The organism is Aerococcus urinaeequi (assembly GCF_001543205.1).
In the GTDB taxonomy this organism is placed as follows: Bacteria; Bacillota; Bacilli; order Lactobacillales; family Aerococcaceae; genus Aerococcus; species Aerococcus urinaeequi.
The window spans coordinates 449,344-469,638 of record NZ_CP014162.1; the positions used below are offsets into that span (position 1 = coordinate 449,344).

The 20,295-nt window shown below is 39.7% G+C and carries 17 protein-coding genes and 1 riboswitch; of the genes, 5 read left to right on the top strand and 12 right to left on the bottom strand.

What is annotated here, in order from left to right; all coding sequences use genetic code 11:
* Window positions 1-54: 54 nt before the first annotated feature.
* From AWM74_RS02025 to AWM74_RS02040, 4 genes are read right to left on the bottom strand one after another with little or no spacing between them, the layout of a single operon-like run.
* Complete coding sequence (locus AWM74_RS02025; protein WP_026466421.1) at window positions 55-909, bottom strand: sugar phosphate isomerase/epimerase family protein; 855 nt, start codon at window positions 907-909, stop codon at window positions 55-57.
* Window positions 902-1,912: a Gfo/Idh/MocA family protein gene (locus AWM74_RS02030; protein ID WP_026466422.1), complete on the bottom strand. Its 1,011-nt coding sequence runs from the start codon at window positions 1,910-1,912 to the stop codon at window positions 902-904. The genes AWM74_RS02025 and AWM74_RS02030 overlap by 8 nt, the downstream gene beginning before the upstream one ends.
* A gap of 20 nt (window positions 1,913-1,932) precedes the next feature.
* A complete protein-coding gene (locus AWM74_RS02035; protein WP_034258295.1) occupies window positions 1,933-3,105 on the bottom strand; it encodes a Gfo/Idh/MocA family protein in 1,173 nt (390 codons plus the stop codon).
* 57 nt (window positions 3,106-3,162) lie between these two features.
* A complete protein-coding gene (locus AWM74_RS02040) occupies window positions 3,163-4,023 on the bottom strand; it encodes an AraC family transcriptional regulator (protein WP_026466424.1) in 861 nt (286 codons plus the stop codon).
* Window positions 4,024-4,343: 320 nt separating this feature from the next.
* On the opposite strand from AWM74_RS02040, the gene AWM74_RS02045 reads away from it, so the two are divergent.
* A complete protein-coding gene (locus AWM74_RS02045; RefSeq protein ID WP_201784322.1) occupies window positions 4,344-5,603 on the top strand; it encodes an MATE family efflux transporter in 1,260 nt (419 codons plus the stop codon).
* A 162-nt stretch (window positions 5,604-5,765) separates the two neighbouring features.
* Here the strand turns inward: AWM74_RS02045 and lpdA are convergent, their stop codons facing one another.
* The 4 genes from lpdA to pdhA form a co-directional block, all read right to left on the bottom strand.
* On the bottom strand, window positions 5,766-7,178 hold the full coding sequence (gene lpdA / locus AWM74_RS02050) for a dihydrolipoyl dehydrogenase (RefSeq protein ID WP_026466426.1): 1,413 nt from the start codon (window positions 7,176-7,178) through the stop codon (window positions 5,766-5,768).
* A 7-nt stretch (window positions 7,179-7,185) separates the two neighbouring features.
* Window positions 7,186-8,835 carry a 2-oxo acid dehydrogenase subunit E2 gene (locus AWM74_RS02055; RefSeq protein WP_026466427.1) on the bottom strand — a complete coding sequence of 550 codons (1,650 nt, stop codon included), beginning with the start codon at window positions 8,833-8,835 and terminating at the stop codon, window positions 7,186-7,188.
* Between the two features lie 107 nt (window positions 8,836-8,942).
* Complete coding sequence (locus AWM74_RS02060) at window positions 8,943-9,920, bottom strand: alpha-ketoacid dehydrogenase subunit beta (protein ID WP_026466428.1); 978 nt, start codon at window positions 9,918-9,920, stop codon at window positions 8,943-8,945.
* Between the two features lie 2 nt (window positions 9,921-9,922).
* Window positions 9,923-11,026 carry a pyruvate dehydrogenase (acetyl-transferring) E1 component subunit alpha gene (gene pdhA / locus AWM74_RS02065; RefSeq protein ID WP_026466429.1) on the bottom strand — a complete coding sequence of 368 codons (1,104 nt, stop codon included), beginning with the start codon at window positions 11,024-11,026 and terminating at the stop codon, window positions 9,923-9,925.
* A gap of 389 nt (window positions 11,027-11,415) precedes the next feature.
* Between pdhA and def the strand changes: the two genes are divergently transcribed.
* Complete coding sequence (gene def, locus AWM74_RS02070) at window positions 11,416-11,988, top strand: peptide deformylase (protein ID WP_026466430.1); 573 nt, start codon at window positions 11,416-11,418, stop codon at window positions 11,986-11,988.
* Between the two features lie 58 nt (window positions 11,989-12,046).
* On the opposite strand, the gene coaBC is transcribed toward def, so the two are convergent.
* A complete protein-coding gene (gene coaBC / locus AWM74_RS02075) occupies window positions 12,047-13,258 on the bottom strand; it encodes a bifunctional phosphopantothenoylcysteine decarboxylase/phosphopantothenate--cysteine ligase CoaBC (protein ID WP_026466431.1) in 1,212 nt (403 codons plus the stop codon).
* Between the two features lie 24 nt (window positions 13,259-13,282).
* Window positions 13,283-14,767, bottom strand: a complete 1,485-nt coding sequence (gene thrC, locus AWM74_RS02080; RefSeq protein ID WP_026466432.1) for a threonine synthase — start codon at window positions 14,765-14,767, stop codon at window positions 13,283-13,285.
* A gap of 266 nt (window positions 14,768-15,033) precedes the next feature.
* On the opposite strand from thrC, the gene AWM74_RS02085 reads away from it, so the two are divergent.
* Window positions 15,034-15,669, top strand: a complete 636-nt coding sequence (locus AWM74_RS02085; RefSeq protein WP_026466433.1) for a 50S ribosomal protein L25 — start codon at window positions 15,034-15,036, stop codon at window positions 15,667-15,669.
* Between the two features lie 616 nt (window positions 15,670-16,285).
* Here AWM74_RS02085 and thiT read toward each other — a convergent pair.
* On the bottom strand, window positions 16,286-16,849 hold the full coding sequence (gene thiT, locus AWM74_RS02090; RefSeq protein WP_026466434.1) for an energy-coupled thiamine transporter ThiT: 564 nt from the start codon (window positions 16,847-16,849) through the stop codon (window positions 16,286-16,288).
* A 147-nt stretch (window positions 16,850-16,996) separates the two neighbouring features.
* Window positions 16,997-17,093: riboswitch (TPP riboswitch) on the bottom strand.
* A gap of 207 nt (window positions 17,094-17,300) precedes the next feature.
* Between thiT and AWM74_RS02095 the strand changes: the two genes are divergently transcribed.
* Both AWM74_RS02095 and AWM74_RS02100 read left to right on the top strand, forming a co-directional pair.
* Window positions 17,301-17,624, top strand: a complete 324-nt coding sequence (locus AWM74_RS02095; RefSeq protein ID WP_026466435.1) for an iron-sulfur cluster biosynthesis family protein — start codon at window positions 17,301-17,303, stop codon at window positions 17,622-17,624.
* Between the two features lie 67 nt (window positions 17,625-17,691).
* The gene (locus AWM74_RS02100; protein ID WP_026466436.1) at window positions 17,692-19,005 is read left to right on the top strand and encodes a hydroxymethylglutaryl-CoA reductase, degradative; all 1,314 of its coding nucleotides are present in this window, start codon (window positions 17,692-17,694) and stop codon (window positions 19,003-19,005) included.
* Between the two features lie 63 nt (window positions 19,006-19,068).
* Here AWM74_RS02100 and AWM74_RS02105 read toward each other — a convergent pair whose 3' ends face one another.
* Complete coding sequence (locus tag AWM74_RS02105) at window positions 19,069-20,223, bottom strand: hydroxymethylglutaryl-CoA synthase (RefSeq protein ID WP_026466437.1); 1,155 nt, start codon at window positions 20,221-20,223, stop codon at window positions 19,069-19,071.
* Window positions 20,224-20,295 lie beyond the last annotated feature (72 nt).

The window sequence follows — 20,295 nt, forward strand, 5'->3', positions numbered from 1 at the left end:
CTCACTCCTTAAAATGTTTGTTTGCTTGAAGTTTGTTAAGCTTTTTTCCAAGTATTAGAATAAGTCGTTATAGTTGTTGTCCACCAACCATTTATAGGAATCAGCTAATGAATCAAATGGGTCGCGGCCGTAAGTATCGTCTTGCTCAACTAATAAGTAACGAGCGCCGGCATCAATTGCTGTTTGAATGATCGTTGGTAAGTCTAATGACCCTTGGCCTAGTTCAGCAAATTCTACGTTGTTGTAGAAGTATTTACCGAATTCATCCATTTCACCTTTGAATAAGCCTTCGATTGCTGACTCTGGGATTGGGTTTACACGGTAGTCTTTTAAGTGGACTAAGTCTACACGGCCTTTGTATTGGTTTAGAATGTCGACTGGGTTAGCACCACCACGTTGTACCCAGTGGATATCCAGTTCAAAACCTAAATCTGGCGCTTCTTCAGCAATGATATCTAATAAGTATTTACCATCGTATTTCACGAATTCAATATGGTGGTTGTGGTAGTATAATTTGATACCGTCCGCTTTCAAACGTTTTGCATATTCATTCGCTTTTGCGCTGAATTCTTTCACTTTTTCTAGTGATGACATGTAGTTTAATGGCAACATACCAATACGTAATAAGTCAGCATCTACTGCCTTACAGTCAGCGACAATCTTATCATAGTCAGTTGTTAAACTTTCTGCACCCTCTGTTTGTGGTTCTAATGAAGCGGACATAGAAGCAATTTCCATATCAAAGTCTTGACAAGCTTTGACCAACGCTTGGATATTTTCTGGACTGGTTTCAATTTGTGAAATTTCTACTGATTTATAGCCAATTTCTGCCAGACGTTTCATTGTGTCATATGCATCTTCGTTGAATGCATCTTTAACTGTCATCCCTTGTACACCTAATTTAACCATTTAAAAAGGCCTCCTTATAAATTCGTTTATTTTCTTTGCTTGAACATTTCATAGCATCAATCATTTGCATGGTTGGCAATGCATCTGCTACTGAACAATAATCGTTTGTATTTTCGTTAATCGCTTTATAGAACTGTTCCATACAATCTTGATGGCCTGGACCATAGTAGATTTTTGAATCGGGCAACTTCGCGTCTTCTGCAAGACATTGCCATTCATCATTAAACAACTTATTGTCCTTTATGGTATAGCGCGTCTTATTGGTCACAACCTGCAACTCAACTGAGTCGTTACCGTAGTAGGCATTGGTCGCGTAGAAAAGTCCGTGTGCCCCTTTTTCAAAGGTAAAATTGGCACTGGCTGAATCTTCTACTTCAATGTCATAATCTAAAATATTATGAACTGAAGCCCGTACATCTACCCATTGGTCGTCGATGACATAATGGAGCAGATCTAGGGTATGAATTGACTGGTTGATAATTGTCCCTGATCCAGCTTGTTCAATCGTTCCTCGCCAAGGTTTCTCTTCATAGTATTCTTCGCCCCGGTACCAAGCAACCAAACCTTTAACCGCTACAACCCCAGTCGTATCCTCCTCTTGAAGGATACGTTTCAATTCGATAACTGAGGCATTTAACCGGTTTTGAAAGCAAATAGCCACCTTGGCACCATTATTTAATTCCGCCAAGTTATCTACTAAGGCCTGTGATCGTTCAAGATTCACTGTTACGGGTTTCTCACATAGGACATGGATGCCCCTTTCCGCTACTTCTAAGGTCACCGTATCGTGTAAGTAATGCGGTAAGCAGACATGCACGACATCCAGTTCTTCTTGGTCCAACATCTCTTGATAATCCGTATAAAAAGGGGTATCTCCCGTGATGGTTGACTTACTAGGATCAATATCACAAACCGCTACTAATTCAGCCATTTCTGATTGGATAATTCCGCGTAAGTGGACGATAGATACCGTCCCCAACCCTATTACAGCTACTCTTAACATGAAATACAGTCCCTTCTATCTTATGAACGGGTATCGAATTTGCCTTCTTCAGCAATTCGTTCATTTAGTAATGCTAAGTATTGGTCATCATCAAATTCTGGTAAGGATACTTTTTCACCAGTCCAGCTTGATAAATGGATAGCGTTAGCTAAACGTACCCCATTGATACCTTCTTGACCATCTGCAATTAAAGGTGTGCCATTTAAGATATGTTGTGCGAAGTTTTCAAGAACACCTGAATGTTGTTGACCCCAAACATTTTCTTCTTCAATGACTTCCACATCATATAATTCTTCAAATGGTAATTGACCAGTCATTAATTTGACTACACCATCAACATCCATATTTTTATTAATATCTGTTTCTGACTCTTTCAACCGGTAAACTGTTGCTGTAGCTGATTTATCAACCACAATCATCCCTTTATCACCAACAATTTCTAATCGGTCTGAACCGATAATTTCATTTGTAGATGTGACAAATACACCAGTGGCACCGTTTTTATATTCGAAAATTGCATGCACTTGGTCCTCAACAGCAATATCACGTTGGTAACCGTATTGCACACGAGAAGTCACATTTTCTGGCACGCCTGTTAACCATTGGATTAAGTCAAGTTGATGTGGTGCTTGGTTTACTAGGACACCACCACCTTCACCGCCCCATGTAGCACGCCATTCAGATTGGTTATAGTATGCTTGTGGACGCCACCAAGTCGTAATGATCCAGTTAACACGACGGATATCACCAATTTCTTGATTATCTAGAATTGTTTTTAATTTTTGATATAGCGGATTGTTACGTTGGTTAAACATAATCGCATAAGTTGCATCCACTGTTTTAGCATATTCATTTAATTCTTTTACATGCTTGGTGTAGACACCAGCAGGTTTTTCGTTTAATACATGGATACCTTTAGATAAGGCATAAGTTGCCATTTCAGGGTGCAAGAAGTGAGGTACAGTTGTTACAACTGCATCTACTTGTCCAGAGTCAATCATCGCTTGATAGTCATCAAACAATTGCACATTTGGATATAATTCAGCTACTTTTTCACGCTTTGCAGGGTCGATATCTGCTAAGGCGACGAACTCCATACTTGGCACCATGCCATCTGTAATGAATTTCGCATACATAGATCCCTGATTACCAAAACCGATAATACCAAAACGTACTTTATTTTCTGTTGCCATGAAAATTATCCTCCTTTGCCCCTTTCAAAAAGGTAGCGTTTACATTTATATTGAACATTATAAGTATTGATCCATTTGACTCGATACATGAGACGTCTGAAATGACTTACGATACTGAACAGGGGTCTTTCCTACATGCTTCTTGAAAAAGCGTGAAAAATGGGCATTTGATTCAAAGCCAGCATCTTTGGCAATTTCATTAATCTGTAGGTCCGTACGCAAACGTAATGAAAACATGGCTTGCGATAAACGATAGGACATCAAAAATGTCATCACCGTCATACCTGTGACTTCTTTAAAAACATGTGATAGATAGGACGGACTAAGATTGGTTTCCTTAGCGATCGTCGCAATATCAATCTTTTCTTTAAAATGTAAGGTCATATACCGAGCAACTGATTCAGCATGGGTGATTTTAATATCCCTTTGGCTTTCAACCTTAGCTGTTTCAAGATTGCTAGAGTCAATTTCCATCAGTATTTGAGTCAAAAGTAAAAGTGATTGGCTTTGCACAAAAGTTTGGTCATCTCGTTTTGAAATTCGGTCCAGGTCAGCTAAGTAGCCTTTAATCCGTTGCCTGTCTGCCACACTTTCCAATCGATACATATAGCCTTGCTCTTTGGAAAACATATCTAGGATAGCTTCTTGATTTAGGCTAGTTAAAACAGGTTCAATATCTTCTCTATCGAAATGAACAACTGTCCGCTTATATGGCCCACTTCCCTCGCCAACAAAGGCTTTGTGAAGCGTTTTCCCATCTATTAGTACAATGTCATCCGGTTGCAACTCTAAAAATTGATCACCGATTTGGAAGGTACATTCTCCTTCCAACAGCATATACAATTCAAATGTAGAATGTGTGTGGAAGGTCAGTTGGTTTCTCCCTTCCTGAATTTCATAACCGATTCCTACTGTCATTTGTGCACTCCTTCACTTCATAGCCTTATTATATAAAAGAAAGCGTTTTTATTCATTGTATGGATATGCTTGAATTGACCAATCAATTGACTGAAACTGCTTTCAAGTCTATTTAAACACAAATTTTGCAAGACTACAATGCAAGCCCTTTAAGTGATTTTCCCAACCGACAAACACGCTTTTACCTATATCGCGCTATACTATAATGGCAGTTTTATACAATCATTAGAAAGAAGGTAGTCATTATTACTTCAGATATGACCCAAGGTAATATTCACGGACACTTACTCAAATTTTCTATTCCAATGTTGTTAGGAAATATGATTCAACTCTCTTATAATGCTTTAGATTCAATCATTGTCGGACGTTTTGTTGGTAAAAACGCCCTTGCAGCAGTTGGCACTTCAGCCCCTATCATGACGATTATCGTACTATCTATTTCAGGGATTTGTATCGGTGCTTCAGTCCTGATGAGTGAGTTTTTTGGTGCCAGAGCTTATGATAAACTCAAACGCCAAATGGCTACTATCCTTATATTTGGCGCTATATTATCCGCATTTGTATTAGCTTTTGGACTGGTCTTTACACCTAGTTTTCTTCAAATATTGCAAGTACCTCAAACCATTATGGCAGATGCCAGTTTATACTTACGATTGATGTTGATTGGCTTTCCTTTTACCTTTCTCTATAACGCCTTAGCACAAGCCTTGCGAAGTGTTGGTGATTCAAAAACCCCTTTATACTTTGTCACCTTTGCTTCCTTGCTAAATGCTGTACTAGACTTTGTCTTTGTACCAATTATGGGTATGGGGATTTTTGGGGCTGCCCTTTCAACAGTGCTCGCTGAAGCTTTATCGGCCCTATTATGTCTAATTTATGTCTATTGGAAGATTCCAATTCTACAAGTACATCGTGATGAATGGCGAATTGATAAAGATTTACTGAAAGAGACCATGAATTATGGGTCAGTAACTGCTTTACAACAAGCAGCACAACCAATAGGTAAACTCTTAATCCAGGGGAAAATGAATGCCCTTGGTGTAGACGTCATGGCAGTTTTTAATGCTGTCTCAAAAATTGACGACTTCGCCTTTACACCTGAGCAAAGTATCGCTTCTGGGGTAACCGTATTTGTCGCTCAAAACCGTGGGGCTAAACAAAAAGACCGGTTGAACAAGGGGTTCAAATCCGGTCTATTATTAGCATCAATATATTGGCTTTTGTTATGCATTTTTATTTTATGTTTTAGACGACCAATCATGGCCCTCTTTGTATCCGAATCTCAACAAAACCTGATTAACATGGGCGCACAATATTTGAGTTTGATGGTCTTCTTCTATTTATGGCCTGCCTTTACTAATGGATTACAGGGGTATTTTAGAGGTGTAGGAAAAATGCGGTTAACCCTTATTTCAACCATTATGCAAATTTCTTTTAGAGTCATTTTTGTTTATCTCTTAGTTCCCCATCTTGGTGTTTCAGGCGTTGCCTTTGCTTCTACAATTGGTTGGACAATTATGCTAGTATATCAATTTTATTGCTACGGAAAAATACAGAAAGAACTTATGCAAACATTATAAGACTATCTATGTAAAAAGGTGCTAGCTGTAAGATGCTAGCACCTTTTTTAAACATAACTCATAAAATTCATTTGGTATAAAGGTAAAAAATAACCCCGCATAAGTTAAACTTACACGGGGTTTTCTCGTCTGAATATTCAAATTGTGACTCGTTAAAATAGATTACATATGAATTGGCATTCCCAATAATCCTTCAGCTGCATCCATTACAGCTTCTGATAATGTAGGGTGACCATGAATCGTTAAAGCGATGTCTTCTGCGTTCATGCCTGCTTCGATTGCTAAACCAACTTCAGCCATAACGTCTGATGCTGAGATACCAACCATTTGTGCACCAACTAACACATCATCTTCTTTAGTAGCTACTAAACGAATGAAACCTTGACCAGCATTTAATGATAATGCACGACCATTACCTGCTAATGGGAATTTCACAGATTTTACATCTAAACCTTGATCTTTAGCTTCTTTTTCAGTTAAACCGTAAGATGCTAATTCAGGTGTAGTGTAAGCTACAGATGGCATTACTTTGTAGTCAATAGCTGCTGGTTTACCAGAGATAGCTTCTGCTGCAATCTTACCTTCGTAAGATGCTTTATGTGCTAAGGCAGCACCAGGTGTGATATCACCGATTGCAAAGAAGTTTTTCACTGAAGTACGACCTTGGTTGTCAACTTTTACTAAACCACGTTCAGTTAATTCAACACCTACAGCTTCTAAACCTAATTCTGCTGTATTCGCACGACGACCAACAGATACTAATACATAGTCAGCAGTGATTTCTTTTGCTTCACCTTTAACTTCGTACTTAACTGTTACTGAATCGCCGTTGTCTACAGCTTCTTTAGCCATAGCATTAACTGTTGTTTCGATACCGATGTTCTTCATTTCTTTTTCTACAACTTTTACCATATCTTTTTCAAATGTTGGTAATAATTGAGGAGAACCTTCTAAGATTGTTACCTTAGAACCTAGGTTAGCGTATGCCATACCTAATTCAGAACCGATAACTCCACCACCGATAACAACTAAGCTTTCAGGTACTTCTTCAAAGTTTAAAGCACCAGTTGAATCTACTACGCGGCCACCAAATTTGAATCCAGGGATTTCAATTGGTGTTGAACCAGTTGCAACAATAGCATTGTTGAATGAGTATAATTGATGAGAGTCGTCTGCACCCATTACAGTAAATTCATTTTCGTTGTTGAAGTATGCTTCACCACGGATAATTTCAACTTTATTCTTTTTAAGTAACATTTCAACACCAGAAGTTAATGTATTTACTACAGTATTGTTCTTCCAGTCCTGTGTTTTTGCGAAGTCTAACTTAACGTCACCAGATGTTACACCAAAGACAGCGTCGCCGCCTTTAGCATTATGGTAAGCATGACCAGCTTGGATCAAGGCTTTAGATGGAATACATCCAACGTTTAAGCAGACACCACCGATGAACTCACGTTCAACGATAGCTACTTTTTGGCCCAATTGTGCGGCACGGATGGCAGCTACATAGCCACCAGGTCCAGAACCAACTACAACTGTATCTAATTCAATTGCGAATGCGCCTACTACCATTCTAAAATCATCCTTCCATTAATAATAATTCAGGGTCAGCCATTAAACGAGCAATTTCATTAAGCGCTTGTTGACCAGTTGCACCATCAACGATACGGTGGTCAAATGTTAATGATAACTTCAATACACGACCGGCAACAACTTCACCGTCAGCATTTACTACTGGTTCAGGTTTAATTGCACCGAAACCTAAGATTGCTGTTTCAGGGTAGTTTAAGATTGGTGTGAAGAATTCCCCACCAACAGAACCGATGTTAGAGATAGAAACTGTACCGTCAGCCATATCTGGTCCTTTAAGTTCGCCAGCATGTGCTTTAGCAGCATTTTCGTTGATGATATCAGCGATATCAAACATTGAACGAGTATCTGCATTCTTGATGTTTGGTACATATAAACCAGCATCTGTATCTGTTGCGATACCAATGTTGTAGTAATGTTTATGTACAAACTCTTGGCTTGCATCGTCAATTGACGCGTTTAATTGAGGGTATTTCTTAACTGCGGCAATTAATGCTTTAACTGCATATGGTAAGAATGTCAATTTAGTACCGCGTTCAGCTGCAACGTTCTTGAACTTCTTACGGTGATCCCATAATTTAGAAACTTCAACATCTTTGAATAATGTAACAGATGGTGCTGTATGGTTAGCAGTATCCATTGCTTTAGCGATTGCTTTACGCATTGGTGTCATCTTGATACGTTCTACGCGGTCTGAATTATCAGCAACTGCTGCTGGCGCTTTCTTAACTGGTTTGTCAGCAGCTGTTTCTGTTGCTGTAGCTTGTGCAGTCTCAGTAGCTGGTGCTGCTGCAGCTTGTGAACCATTGAAGTTCGCAACGTCTTCACGTAACACACGACCGTTTTTACCAGTACCTGCAACTGCTGTAATATCAACACCTTGCTCGCGAGCAAATTGACGTACAGATGGCATTGCCAATACACGTTTATTAGGGTCTGATGCCACTGGTACGTTACCTGCTGATGCGTTTGTAGATACAGCTGCTGCTGGATCTGCTGCTTTTGCTTCTTGTGCAGGCGATGCTGGTGTAGAAGTTGGTGTAGAAGTTGGTGCAGATGCTTCTGAGTTGTGACCTGGAGCATCAATTTCAGCTAATACGTCACCAACGTTTGCAACTGTTCCAGCTTCAACTAAGATACGTACAATCTTACCTGTTACAGGAGATGCAACTTCTTCAACCGATTTATCGTTTTGGATTTCTACTAATGAATCCTCTTCATTGACTTCGTCGCCTTCAGCAACTAACCAAGAAACGATTTCACCTTCAGCCATACCTTCACCTACGTCTGGTAATGTGAATTGGTATACACCACCACCTGTTGCAGGTGCAGCTGGAGCTTCCTCTGCAGGTGCTGCAGCTTCTGCTGCTGGCGCTGCTGATGCAGCATTGTCTTCTAATCCTTCACCTTCAAAAGTGATTAATGGTGTACCAACAATGGCAACATCACCTTCACCGTAATGTAATTCAGTAACCTTACCTGAAACTGGTGAATAAATTTCTTCTACTGATTTATCGTTTTGGATTTCAACGATTGGATCTTCTTCGTTTACTTGATCGCCTACAGCTACTAGCCATGAAACGATTTCGCCTTCCGCCATACCTTCGCCGACATCTGGTAAATTAAATACAAAGGCCATATTTGTTATTCATCCCTTCTAATTTGAGCTTAAAGTTTATGTTTTAACAAGTAATAAAGGGGCAAAGAGTAAGATAACTCTTACTCTTTACCAATTAATTTAATAAATTATTTACCTGTAATTTCGTTAGCAGCTGCAACAATATCAGTTGCATTTGGCAACCAAGCATTTTCAGCCATACCGAATGGGAAGACTGTATCTGGCGCAGCTACAACTTTAATAGGTTCTTCTAGAGATAAAATGCTACGTTGAGAAATTTCTGAAGCCACTTTATCAGCAACACCTGCTTGACGTTGTGCTTCTTGTACGATTACTACGCGACCAGTTTTTTCAACTGATTTTGTAATAGTTTCCATATCTAATGGAGAAACTGTACGTAAGTCAACGATTTCAGCAGAAACGCCATTTTTACCTAATTCTTCAGCCGCTTTGATTGCTTCACGAACCATGTAGCCATAAGCAATGATTGTTACATCAGAACCTTCTTGAACTAGGTTAGCTTTACCGATTTCTAACTCATATTGTTCTTCAGGAACTTCTTCACGGAATGAACGGTAAAGTTTCATATGTTCTAAGAATAATACTGGGTCGTTATCACGAATAGCAGCAGTTAATAAACCTTTTGCATCATGTGGGTTTGATGGAATAACAACTTTCAATCCAGGTGTCTGTGCCATTAAACCTTCTAATGAGTCCGCATGCATTTCTGGTGTATGCACACCACCACCAAATGGTGAACGGATAGTGATAGGCAAGTTACGAGTTTGGCCCATACGGAAACGTGTACGGTTCATTTGACCAGCAATCGAGTCAAATACTTCAAATACGAAACCAAAGAATTGGATTTCCATTACTGGACGGAAGCCGTGTAATGCCATTCCAATTGCCATCCCACCGATAGCTGATTCAGATAATGGGGTATCGCTTAAACGTTCTTCGCCGTATTTGTCGAATAAACCTTTAGTCGCACGGAAAACACCACCGTTTTTACCAACGTCTTCACCAAAAATATATACTTTTTCATCGCGAGCCATTTCTTGATCTAGTGCTTCAGTGATTGCTTCAATCATTGTTAAGTTAGCCATAATTATTTAGCCTCCTTCGCTGAATATGCTTCAATTTGTTCTTGAATATTTTGTCCAGGCACTTCGAACATGTTTTCTAAGAATTGAGTAACTGTTTGTTTAGGCGCCATGTCAGCTTCTTTCGCAGCTTCTTTGATTTCTTCACGAACTTGTTCTACATATTCATTTTCGATTTCTTCAGACCATAGACCTTTACCTTCTAAGAATGCACGCATACGGATTAACGGTTCACGTTTAGTCCAGCTGTCCATGTCTTCTTGCGTACGGTAGATCTTAGGATCATCACCTGAAGTAGAGTGAGCACCTAAGCGGTTAGTTACTGTTTCAATTAAAACTGGTCCATTACCAGCTAATGCCCATTCCCGTGCTTGTTTAGATACAGCGTAGACTGCTAAAGCATCGTTACCATCTACTTGAACACCTGGGATACCAACAGATACAGCTTTTTGCGCTAATGTTTCAGCAGCTGTTTGTTTGTAACGTGGTGTTGAGATCGCAAAACCGTTGTTTTGGATAAAGAATACAATTGGTGCTTTATAACGAGAAGCATAGTTCATACCTTCGTATACGTCACCTTGTGATGAACCACCGTCACCTGTATATGTAAATGTTACAGCTTTGTCACCATTTAATTTTTGTGCACGAGCAGAACCCATCGCTTGAATATATTGCGCACCGATGATGATTTGTGGTGGCATTGCATTTAGATCAGCTGGGTAGTTGTTACCTTCAACATGTCCACGAGACCATAAGAATCCTTGAGAGATTTTTAAACCGTGAGCGATTAATTGAGGGATATCACGATATCCTGGGAACAACCAGTCATCTTTTGTAAATGCATAAGAACTTGCCATTTGAGAAGCTTCTTGACCTAAAGTAGGTGCGTAGAAACCTAAACGACCTTGTTTTGCCAACGCCATTGAGCGTTCATGAAGTGTACGTGAGAATACCATACGTTTCATTAACTCAACTAATTCTTCATCTGATAAATCAGGCATGATGTCAGGGTTAACAACATTTCCGTCTTCATCTAAAATTTGAACCATTTGAAATTGAGCACTGATAGCATCTAGCTGCGCTTCATAATCCACTGGTAATTTAGCCATTTGTAACACATTCCTCTCTTTTATAAAAATTCCACATACTATCGTTAATCTGTGTTATTTTATTTACCTTACTGATTTACTTTATCAAATCATGCGAGCCTTTTCAATCTTTTTGCAATTTTTGCAACAAAATCTATTATAATACAGAAACTATAATTGGAAAACCCTTCCATTGTTAATTTTATAGTAATCTTTATCATTTACTATATTAAAGCCATTTTCAGTAGCAAAGGAAAGCGACTGTTTTAAAGGTGTTTTTAAACTGTACTAGTCGCTGTTTAGCTTCTGTTTCATCTCGTGAATTAGTATACATAGTATCGTATTTTTGCATTCAAGGTCTTTTTATGAGAAAATATATCAGTTATGATAGAAGAAAAGGAGTTGTTCAGATGATTACTATGGAAGACATTATTCGCGAAGGACATCCTACCCTACGTAAGAGAGCTGAAAAAATCACTTTCCCAGTTTCTGATGAAATTCGTCAGTTGGCTGATGATATGATGGAATTTTTACGCAATAGCCAAGATGAAGAATTAGCTGAAAAATATGGTTTACGTGGTGGCGTTGGACTCGCTGCCCCGCAATTAGATGTATCTATCCAAATGACTGCATTACTAGTGCCCGATTTGATGGATCCAGAAAATGCAGAACCATTATTAAACGGTGTATTTCTAAATCCACGCGTTGTCAGCCACTCAGTTGAAGGTATTTGTCTACGCGAAGGTGAAGGGTGTTTATCCGTTGACCGCGATGTACCTGGTTATGTCCCTCGCCATGCCCGTATCACTGTGACTTACAATGATATCGATGGTAATGCCTACAAAAAACGTTTCTCTGGCTATCCAGCCATCGTATTGCAACATGAGATTGACCACTTAAACGGCATCATGTTCTATGACCATATCAGTGAAGAAACACCATTCGCTCTTGATGAGCATACACACCTGTTAGCTGATGAATAAATTTATCTATATAAATAAAAAATGATGTCGGCACTTTACGCTGACATCATTTTTTATTTTATGAAATATTATCTTGAATATGTGCTAGCAATTCAACTGCTACACCAATTTTACTTTGCTTTTCTAAAGTACGCTCACTATCTTTGGTGATTAAAGTCACTTGGTTGTCATCTGCATTGAAACCAATTGTTTGGTCTGAAACATCATTGGCTACAATCATGTTGACTTCTTTTTTAACCAACTTATTGCGGCCATATTCAATGATATTTTGCGTTTCCGCAGCAAAGCCAACCGTATAGTGACCTTCTTTAGGCAAGCTTGCTAAAATATCAGGATTCTCCGTTAATTGAATTGTCAGGCCATCTTGGTTAGATAGTTGGCCCTTCTTCATCTTTTGATCAGCTGGGTTAGCTGACCGGTAGTCAGAAACAGCGGCAGACATAATGACAATATCCTTGTCTGCAACATGGGCATGCATCCTATCATATAGTTCTTGAGCAGACTCGACAGTTACCACTTCAATACCAGGTAAAACGGGTAGGTTCTTAGCGTGTTCAGTGCGCACTAGAGTTACTTGGGCGCCAGCAAGTGCAGCGACATTGGCAATAGCCAATCCCATTTTCCCAGAAGAACGATTGGTCAAGAATCGAACTGGATCCAATTTCTCTGTAGTTCCCCCTGCTGATACAAGTAGACGCTGTCCCGTTAAATCAAGTGTCTTGGCTTGTTTACCAATCGCAATAAAGGCTAATAGGGATTGGAATATGGCTTCAGGCGCTGGCATCCGGCCCTTGCCTTCATAGCCCTCTGCTAGGAATCCGGTATCTGGTTCTACCACAATATGGCCGTCTAAACGAAGTTGGTCAACATTGCGTTGAGTAGCTGGGTTAGCCCACATTTTCTCATTCATTGCTGGAACAAATAAAAGTGGCGAATTGAGCGCCAACATCATGGATAGTGCTTCATTATCAGCGATACCGTTGGCAAATTTCGCCATTGTATTCGCGGTTGCTGGTACAACGATGGCATAGTCAGTCCAATCGGCTAAAGCGATATGGGCAACTGTGTCTGGACTTTGAATGTCTTCTACTAATGGTGGATATTTGGTGAGCACTTCAAAGGTAAATGGCGTAACAAATTGTTTCGCAGACGGTGTCAGAGCAACGCGCACATTGGCCCCTGCTTTAATGAGGGTGCGGACAAAATCGGGTACTTTATACGCAGCAATGCCACCTGTGACAACGACTGTTAAATTTAATCCTTTAAGCATGGTCTCCTACACTTTCCAATTGACTTATTCTCTAGTTAAAATACCCACAACTGTTTCCTTCATATCCGCTACAGTCGACACACGGTTGTGGCGTACTTCAGCAGTTTGGATTTCTTTGATGGCATTTGGATAATCACGGTTTCCTGCAGATTTAATGTTGGCTACCAATTCATCGTCAGTCGCATTTTCAACATCTTGTCCAATAGCTGTCAAAACAGCTTGCGGGAACTTGTATGGGCTAGCTGTTGACACAACAACGCTCGGTCCACTTAGGGCATCTTTGGCTTTCAATTTTTGTAGACTCGCTGAAGCTACCCCAGTATGTGGGTCCATTAAGTAATCATATTCTTGATATACGCGATCAATTTCAGCTTTAGTTTGGTCCTCGTCGGCAAATTCGCCAAGGAAGGATGCAAATTTCTCGCTCACGTCAGCTGGGAATTCGTACCGCCCTTTTTCATCTAAGTCATTCATTAAGGCAGATAATTGGGCCACGTTATCCCCTAAAGCGTGGAATAACATCCGCTCGAAGTTACTTGAAACTAAGATGTCCATTGATGGCGAAATCGTTAATTTAAATTCACGGTTCTTATCATAAACACCCGTGTTAAAGAAGTCGTATAAGACAGTGTTATCATTTGAAGCGCAAACCAATTTGCCCACTGGTAAACCTAATTTTTTCGCGTAGTAGCCAGCTAGGATATCACCAAAGTTTCCTGTTGGTACCACAAAATTAACGGGACTACCCGCTTCGATTTCTTCATGTTTCACTAATTGGGAATAGGCATAGAAATAATAAACTACTTGAGGAATCAAACGACCGATATTCATTGAGTTAGCTGAAGAGAATTGAATATTTTCTGCCGCTAAATCAGCGCGTAAAGCTTCATCATTAAATAAGCGTTTCACTTCTGTTTGCGCATCATCAAAGTTCCCTTCAATCGCCACCACAAAGGTGTTGTCCCCTTTTTGGGTTACCATTTGTTTTTCTTGAATAGTAGAAACGCCACCTTGCGGGTAGAAAACAATGATTTTTGTACCTGGTACATCTGCGAATCCAGCCATTGCTGCCTTACCAGTGTCGCCTGAAGTAGCTGTCAAAATGGCAATCTCTTTGTCGTTGGCATTCATTTCAGCTGACTTCTTCATTAGATGCGGTAAGATTTGTAGCGCCAAGTCTTTAAAGGCAATCGTTGGCCCATGGAATAATTCTAAATAATAATCTTCACCCACTTTTGCTAATGGCGCAATTACATCCGTATCGAATTTTTCATCGTAAGCACCATCAATACAAGCTTTTAAATCTGCTTCTGAAAAGTCATCAAAAAAGATAGACATAACAAAATAAGCCAATTCTTGGTAGGTCATCTCTTTTAATTCAGACCAATCAAGGTCAATGCTAGGCCATTCTGTTGGGACGTAAAGCCCGCCATCAGTTGCTAATCCTTGGACAATAGCTTGTGAAGCAGTGACAATATTATCCTGGTTACGTGTACTTTTAAATTGCATCATATTCCTCCTAAGCGACTCGTCTTACCCTTTTTATCCATAACAGTCACTCTTTATATTTGCTTCATTTTACCACAGAAGGTCCATTTATGGCAGTGCGGGCTACTTTTTCTCATAATTCTCTATTAGAAAATTCATACGAATTATTGCCTGTTTATAGCTTAAAATAGATTTTATTATTCATATATGTTAACATTAAGTGTGTTTCTAAATTTTTAAATTGTAGGAAACGTAAATACAAACGTATATACTCAGGAGGTATTCGAATGAAATTTACAGCTCAAAAACGTGATGGCGCTGGTACTTCAGCAGCTAAACAATTACGTAAAGAAGACTTAGTTCCCGGCGTTGTGTACGCAAGTGACTTAGATCCAATTAACATCTCATTGTCAGTATCTGATGTAGAACAAATTCGTCGTGAATTAGGTCTTAACTCAGTATTTGATTTAGAGTTAGATGGTAAGACACATACAGTTTACGTACGTGAAATTTCACAATCAGCGTTGAAACCAACTATCTACAACATTTCTTTACAAGCAATCAAAAAAGGTCAAAAACTTGAAATGCCATTATCTATCGTTATTGTTAACGAAGATGCTTTAGCAGATCAAGAAGGTGTAGCTTCTACGACAACACTTGAAATTAACGTTGTTGCTGACCCAGCAACTGCGCCAGATTCAGTTGAAGTTGACGTTACAGGCTTAGCTATTGGTGACTCAGTAACTGCTGGTGACTTAAAACTTGCTAGCGATATTGAATTAGTAACAGATGCTGAAGAGGTTGTTGTAGCTATTTCTGCTCCAGTTGAAGAGCCAGAAGAAGTTGACCCAGATGCAGAGGTTGCTGAACCAGAATTAATCGATGAAAAAGAAGGCCAAATTGTAGAAGATACTAAAAACTAATATTTTTTTCAATTCCTTTCATTACATAAGAACCGGAGTGATTTATTTCACTCTGGTTTTTTGTTTTCTTTAAAAATTAGAAAGGCTTCAGCTTTTACTTTACCTGTCATAGCCTTAAATGCAGCGGGGCCAAGTCCTTAGCCTTGGTCTAAGGGCTTGGCTGACTATCCTACTTCACTGCGACGGCATGCCAGGTAAGTTTCAGCCTATATTGGAAATGCTATTCAAAAAAACTGTACTTAAAATTTCTTTTAACTGTAGATCATTTTGAAAAATCTAGTTTATTTTGGACAATTACGGGGTTATATGAAACGTTGCCTTATTCTGCACTCCCTAAGGATATTCTTTCAAGTCATTCTACCGTCAATATGTTAATTCGATTTAATAATTCTATCCATTCGCTCTCAAAAACAGCGTCAAACCACTCGTACGCTACTCCGTTATTCAAAACAAGATTGATAACGCTACGTAACGCATTATTTAAGAACAATAATTACCAAAGTTGTGCATTTACACTGCACATTTTTAAAGAAGTTACGTCATTAACCAAATAACTACATGCATCAAAAAACAGGGTGTGATTTCTACGTCACGGCCCTGTTTTGCTTGCGGATATTTATTTTTCAACTAGGATAATTTTCTTATTGGTTTTGATTAGTAGGTAAGAAATAGCATAGCACGCGCCCCATGTCGCAAGTCCTGACATGGCGTTCATCACACCTGAGTACACCCACGGGCTCATGCCTTCTGGTGCGTATTGGCCCCAAAAGGCTACACCGGCTAGGAAGTGGACAAAGTATTCTGCAAATATGGCGATGAAAGTTGCTAGTCCTACGTATAGGAATAAGTTTTTTTCATGGTTATTCTTTGCTGCTTCTTGGATTTGTAGGGCAAAAATACCCGCTAATCCAGCTAAGGCAAAGGCAAATATATATTCTATGATACCTTGTACTGGTGTTAAAATACTGGCAAAGCCAGAAATAAATTTAATCAGTCCTAACAAGAATCCTGACAATAAACCAGCACGAATCCCTCTTCTAAACGCTACAATATAAATAATGGCTAGTGAAATTTGGACCCCAAAGCTTGGGCCAATTTCAATCGGTATCATTGATACTATAAAAGCAATTACTGCTGTAATAGCAGCCTCGATATTTTCATTTAACTTAACTGATCTCATTTCTTCTTCTCCATTCCTTTGTAAGCACATTGAAAGCTATTTTGAAATATCATCAAAGCAAATAAAAAAATCGCATCTATCACAATTGTGACAAACACGACCTCTCAATGTATTCAACGATTTAACGCATTAAATCATTCACCAACAAATGGCTATTGAACACTTCCTTCCGCCAGTATAAACCGGATCAAGTTATGAGGGTCTGTTTTTAAACATCTCAGCAAAAGCTCCCCTAGTGCGTACAAGTATCTTATTTCTTTTAGTATATGCTAATCTTGCATCTTTAGCAAATGGTTACCCTAACATTTTATAATCGTTCAGACTTATTGTATAATAAAATTGAGCGCTGGTTCATCACAACCACACTATTGTATTTATATCATCAATATGATATATTTTTAAGAACATATTTTTGCATTCTTTTATTTTGAGGCCTATGGGGGGATGAAATTTGAAGCTATTTTTTTCGAATAAAGCGATCAATAAATTGCAATCATTATCACAATTGGAACATATTTGTTTAAATGATACACAATATTTACATATTTCTAATGAACAGGAAGTTGACCTGGTTTTGCGGACCAATGAGACGGATTTTTCCGCCTACGACGAGGTACTAGAAACCCATATTGGCCAAGTTCACGTAAGAAAGAGTGCTTTAAAATTTTTAGGCCATGATAACCGCATTGATTTCGATGACTTTAGACAAGTTTTCGTTTTAATCGTTGATGGTCATGTAATGAACGATAATATCTACCTACAAAAAGCGTCATAATATATATTATTTTTAACCAAGCGGGCTAGGTATACTGGTCCGTTTCTTTATTGAAAAAGGAGTTATCATGTCTGAAAATCCATTCAAATCCTACTATAAAAAGTCTCGTCAAGACCGTATCGATGTCTTAGTGGAACAAGAGCATATCACTAGTGACCAAGCTGAATTTTTAAAAAACGGCCAAGGTTTACCCACTGAAATTGCTGATAATATGATTGAAAATGCCCTCTCAACCTACGGACTTCCCTATGGTTTGGCCCTAAACTTTCTAATAAACGATCAAGAAATCCAAATTCCTATGGTGACTGAGGAACCTTCAGTGATTGCAGCTGCTTCAAATGGCGGTAAAATTATCCAGCAGGCAGGCGGTTTTAAAAGCCAGGTCAACCAGCGTCTGATGACTGGGCAAATTGCTTTTACCGGACTTGAAGATGACGCGCAGGCCTTACACTTTGAAGCGTATGTGACTAAATTTGTAGATGATTTACTGGCTGTTGCCAACGCTGCCTACCCTTCCATTGTTGGGCGCGGTGGTGGCGCGCGGTCCATCCGTAGTCAATACTATCCAGCAACCGCTAGTAGTGCCCCTTTCTTCATTGTGTATCTAACGATAGACACTCAGGAGGCGATGGGGGCCAATATGATGAATACCATGTTGGAGGCTTTGAAGGCGCATATTCTTGGACAGGTGGATTTTATTGCGAATATTGATGGGTTGATGGCTATCCTATCCAATTATGCGGTTGAAGCGACGGCAACGGCGACTTGTGAAATTACGGCCCATTTACTGGATAAAGGCCCTATTTCCGGGGTTGAAGTGGCCAGCAAAATCGCTTTAGCTAGCCAGTTGGCGCAGGTGGATGTTTACCGGGCGACCACACACAACAAGGGGATCATGAACGGGGTCGACGCTTTTGTATTGGCCACTGGAAATGACTGGCGGGCAATTGAAGCGGGTGTCCATGCCTACGCAGCTCGAGACGGCCAATACCGAGGCTTAGCCAAATGGACTTACGACAGTGACCGAGAAATTTTATCTGGTGAACTCACCCTACCGCTAGCCTTAGGCGCTGTTGGCGGGTCGATTGGGATCCACCCAACTGTGCAAGTAACCAAGTCAATTTTAGGTCAATCGGACGCTAAACATCTGATGGAAATTGCTGTTTCACTAGGGTTAGCGCAAAACTTTGCCGCAGTTCGGGCCCTTGTTACTGAAGGTATCCAAGCTGGCCACATGCAGTTACAAGCTAAATCATTGGCCATTCAAGCAGGTGCTGACGGCGACCAAGAAATTAATGCCGTAGTGACGGCCTTAGAAAACGCTGACCATAAGAACCTGGCCGCAGCCAAAGAAATTTTAGAAAAATTACGACAGGAATAATCGAAATAAGCAAAAAATCGTTACCCACTTGAAGTTGATACTTCTTCTAGGTAACGATTTTCTTTATTTATACAATCGTTTGTGGCCTTCTACCCCAGCTAATTGGAATTGCTCTTCATCTTCAGATAAGACTAATTGACTACCATCTGTTGGTAATTCTTCTTGGAAAATCAATTCATAGTCGGCAACCGATAGTTGGACGCGGTTATCTAACATGGCTTGATGACTTTCGTCAGCTAACATGTCCTTGAAGCCTTCCACTAAAGTAATAGAGAAGAACTCACCTACTGCGCCTGATCCGTATGAATAAAGGCCAATAGCATCACCTGCTTGTAGGTCTTGGCTTTGATCCAATAGGGAAATTAAACTTAGATACAATGACCCAGTATAGATGTTTCCAACCCGTTTATTGTAGACACGGCTGGCTTCAAATTGGTCTGTTAAGGCTGCTTGTTTAGCTTCGTCCACTTCTGGCAATAATTGACGCAAGCCCTTTAAGCCCATTTTTGAATATGGTAAATGGAAGGCTAAAGCCTTAAAGTCATCTAAAGTTTTATTGGTCCGTTTTTTATATTCAGTCCACACTGTCTCTAAGTATGATAGGTATTGTTCATTAGAGAATTTACCATCCACTTGGGCATATGTAGAATAATTTGGACGCCAGAAGTCGTAAATGTCCCCTGTGTAAGAAACGGCATCGTCGTTAATGACTGCAACGCGTGGGTCTTTACTAATTAACATAGCTACTGCACCTGCACCTTGTGTCGATTCTCCTGAAGTATTCAAGCCGTATCTAGCTATGTCAGTTGCAATCACCAACACTTTTGACTCTGGATGACGAGCGATATGGGATACAGCAGTTTGAAGACCAACAGTTGCTGCATAACATGCCTCTTTCATTTCAATAGCACGGGCAAATGGGTTAATCCCCAAAAGCTTGTGCACATGGACTGCCATTGCTTTTGATTGGTCGACACCTGATTCTGATCCCACAATAATGAAATCAATCGCTTCTTTATCCTCATCTGTTAAAATTGGCCAAGCCGCGTTGGCTGCCATTGAAACTGGATCTTGGGTTAAAGGCGCCACTGCTTGCTGGGTTTGACCTAAACCAATCGTAAACTTCGCTGGCTCAACATCTCTTGCTTCAGCCAGTTCTTCCATATCCACATAGACATGTGGTGTGAAGAAATGTAGTTTATCTATACCAATGTTCATATTCGTTACTCTCCCAACATCATTTTTTATACGTATAACGTAATTTATCACCTATCATTTTATCATAGTTTC